The following is a 2,591-nucleotide window of genomic DNA, read 5'->3' as shown; positions in this document are numbered from 1 at the left end:
GACTTCAATATGTATGTGAAGTTGCCCCATGATGTGAAAGGCACGCATATGTCACGCTTCATCGAGCTGCTGGAAACGCCTGATCTGGTGATTTCGACTGACAGTATTGGCGATTTCATGAAAACCATGCTGAGTCAGCTTGAGGCCGACAGTGGCCATCTGGAAATGCAGTTTCCGTTTTTTATTCGTAAGCAGGCCCCGGTTTCCGGCGTCAGCAGCATGATGGATTACGATGTCACGCTGATTGCCAATCTGGAGGAAACACTGAGTCTCAAACTTAAAGTAGCGATTCCAGTAACCAGCCTTTGTCCCTGCTCGAAAAAAATCTCTGAATATGGTGCTCACAATCAGCGTTCAATGATTACCGTTACGGCCGAGTTGAATCAGATTATCAGTCTCAAATCATTGATTGGGCAAATAGAACAACAGGCTTCCAGTGAGCTTTACGGTTTACTCAAGCGGCCTGATGAAAAGTATGTCACCGAATATGCCTACGATAATCCTAAATTTGTTGAGGATCTGGTGCGTGATGTGGCTGCATCGCTTAATAGCTGTGAAGCCATTGTCGATTACATCATTGAATGTGAAAACTTCGAATCGATACACAACCATTCGGCTTATGCCATGTTGCAGAAAAGCAGGTGATCGCCATGAATTATCCATTAGAACCTTTACACTTCCCCGGAACCACACAGTCGGTTATTTCACCCGTTGAGGAAATAATCGACGACATACGTCAGGGCAAAATGGTTATCCTGATTGATGATGAGGATCGGGAGAATGAAGGCGATATTGTTATCGCCGCCGATGCCGTAACAGCAGAGCATATCAACTTCATGGCCCGTTATGCGCGTGGACTGATTTGTCTGACGCTGACCGAAGCACGTTGTCGACAGTTGGAACTGCCCTTGATGGTCAAACATAATCGGGCTCAGTTAAGCACCAACTTTACCGTATCCATTGAAGCCGCAGAAGGCGTAACCACCGGCATTTCTGCTGCGGATCGTGCCCGAACTGTTCAGGCTGCAGTGGCACAAAATGCCACTCCAACCGATATTGTGCGGCCAGGGCATATTTTTCCGTTAATGGCACAACCTGGCGGTGTATTGGCACGGGCAGGGCATACTGAAGCAGGTTGTGATATTGCCGCAATGGCTGATAGAACCCCGGCTGCAGTGATTTGCGAGATCATGAATGAAGACGGCAGCATGGCGAGATTACCTGATCTGCAGGGGGTTGCCCGTGAGCATGGCCTGAAGATTGGCACGATCGCTGATCTGATTGCCTATCGGCATCAGACAGAAACATTGATTGAACGAAAAAGCAGTCGTCTGATCAATACGATGTTTGGTGAGTTTGAGTTAATCGGTTACCGGGATATTACAACTGATAAAACGCATCTGGTCATGGTGTATGGGGATCCGACAAAATCTGCCAGCACGTTAGTCAGGGTTCATGAACCGTTATCAGTCATTGAATTACTTGATGCCAAACAACACTCCCATAGCTGGAGCATTCATGCTGCGATGCAGAAAATCGCTAACGAGGGGGCCGGTGTGATTGTGTTGTTACGACGTGATGAGTCTGAACAAGACATTCTCAGGCAAATCAGCAATCCGGATTCTTTGCCTGTTGCCAGTATCGAATTGAAGGATTATGGCATTGGTGCACAGATCCTGCTTGATTTGGGAATCAGTCGTATGCGTCTGATGACCCGTCCACGCAAGATCCATAATATGACGGGGTTTGGTCTGGTAGTAGAAGACTATGTATTACCTGAAAAGTCAGAAAAGGGGATGGATGCTGCTCTTGCAGAACTCATACAGGCGTTGTAGGGAAATTTAATGTCATTATCGTTGGATAAAGCACTGCATAATCATTTCCAACGCAATCAGCGTTGGGGCTTTACCTGGGCTTTATGGACCGCAGTGCTGTGGGGTGCCTGGTATGTGCCCGGTACAGCAATGTGGTATGAAGAACCCTTTGTCAGTATTCATAGCGGAGATCATGGCATGCGTCTGGCTGCCACGGCAGTGATGACCTGGATCCACGCTGTTGTAGTGTTACTGTTTCTAATCATTTGGAACGGCATGCTGGGTAAGTTACGTGACTATGGACGTACCATTGTGCGTTTCAGACGTATCTCCAAATGGTATGCACTCGCTTCTTTGTGTGGTGGTCCGATGGCTATTTTCGGCTCGTATATGGCGATGGGCTATGTTGGCCCTGTGTTTGCGGCGATTACATCGCTGTTTTATCCCGTTGTTGGTGCAATCATTGCGCGACTCTGGTATCACGAAAAAATCTCCGGCCGTGCTGCACTGGGTATGGCAATTATTATCATGGGCGGCATGGTCATTTACGGTCCAGGACTGTTTGGGGAGATTGATATCAGCGAAAATTACGCATGGCTGGGGTATGTGGGTGGCATCATGTCGGCTATAGGTTGGGGTGCAGAAGGGGCGGTAGCGTCGCGTGCGATGGACGTTACTGATCCTGATGTGGGTATTCAATGTCGCTTCAGCTTTGAAATTCTGTTTTGGGGCATTCTGGTATTGCCGATGATCTACCTGCTGACAGATTTACCCATT

The 2,591-nt window shown here is 47.9% G+C and carries 3 protein-coding genes; all 3 read left to right on the top strand.

The window, feature by feature from the left end:
* A partial coding sequence (folE2, locus tag B3M51_RS00910) for a GTP cyclohydrolase FolE2 (RefSeq protein ID WP_292756207.1) occupies positions 1–645 on the top strand: 645 nt, incomplete at its 5' end.
* A gap of 5 nt (positions 646–650) precedes the next feature.
* A complete protein-coding gene (gene ribBA, locus B3M51_RS00905) occupies positions 651–1,835 on the top strand; it encodes a bifunctional 3,4-dihydroxy-2-butanone-4-phosphate synthase/GTP cyclohydrolase II (RefSeq protein ID WP_292756205.1) in 1,185 nt (394 codons plus the stop codon).
* Between the two features lie 9 nt (positions 1,836–1,844).
* A partial coding sequence (locus B3M51_RS00900; protein ID WP_292756204.1) for a hypothetical protein occupies positions 1,845–2,591 on the top strand: 747 nt, incomplete at its 3' end.

This window comes from Methylophaga sp. UBA2689, from assembly GCA_002354555.1.
GTDB lineage: Bacteria > Pseudomonadota > Gammaproteobacteria > Nitrosococcales > Methylophagaceae > Methylophaga.
The sequence above is the reverse complement of the archived record's forward strand: the minus strand, read 5'-3'. Positions and strand labels throughout refer to the sequence as shown.

Coding starts and splice junctions, on each gene's coding strand:
- ribBA (WP_292756205.1), top strand. CDS start 651: ATGAATTATCCATTAGAACCTTTACACTTCCCCGGAACCACACAGTCG.